This window comes from Arthrobacter sp. P1_H7, from assembly GCF_056405215.1.
The window spans coordinates 1-672 of sequence record NZ_JBFUCO010000044.1; the positions used below are offsets into that span (position 1 = coordinate 1).

Genomic DNA, 672 nt, shown 5'->3' on the forward strand with positions numbered 1-672 from the left:
AGCCGGAGCCACTGGCGCTGGGCCGTCGTGAGGCGGTAGCTGGTCCGGCCGATTTCCAGCGGTGCCCCGTCCCGGGGGTCGGTCAGGACCCGGTGGAAGGAGCCGGCGCCGTCTATGAGGAGGCGGCGGGCCATCGACGGCGGGATCGGCCCGTACCCGTCCAGGGTGGCGGGTTCGTCCGTGGCGCCGAGCAGGGACAGGACCGGGACGGTGACCAGGACCTGCGCCCGCGGCGACGGAACACCACCCCCTGCCAAGCCCGCACCCGTGCCGCCGTCTGACGTTCGGCCGGTGGTGCCCATGCCGCCGTCGGCCGTTCCGCCGCCCGTTCCCGTGCCGGTGTCTCCGGTGCCGGTGGTGAGGAGCCAGGTGGCGGTGATGTCGGCGCGGAGCTGGGCCAGGGTCCGGGGCTCGTCCGGGCCCTGCAGGGCGCGGGCCGCGGCGGTGGTCCGTTCCCAGATCCCCGCGGCGGTATCGGCCGGAAGGTGCGCGGAGAGCCAGGCCATGCCGTCCCGGTCCGGGACGAACTCGACCCGCCGGTCCGCGGCGCTCGTGGCGTGGCGTGTCTCGATGCTGGCCGGGTGGTGGCGTTCGCGCCAGGTGCGTGCCTTGGCCCGGAACCGGGCCGGAACGAGGTCCCCGGCCGGGCAGCCGCGGGCCGCGTTGGGCGCG

Annotated in this window: 1 protein-coding gene; it reads right to left on the reverse strand. The window is 76.5% G+C overall.

Annotated features, from left to right (window positions below):
* A partial coding sequence (locus tag AC1DXI_RS20735; RefSeq protein ID WP_476940151.1) for a DUF222 domain-containing protein occupies positions 1-672 on the reverse strand: 672 nt, incomplete at both ends.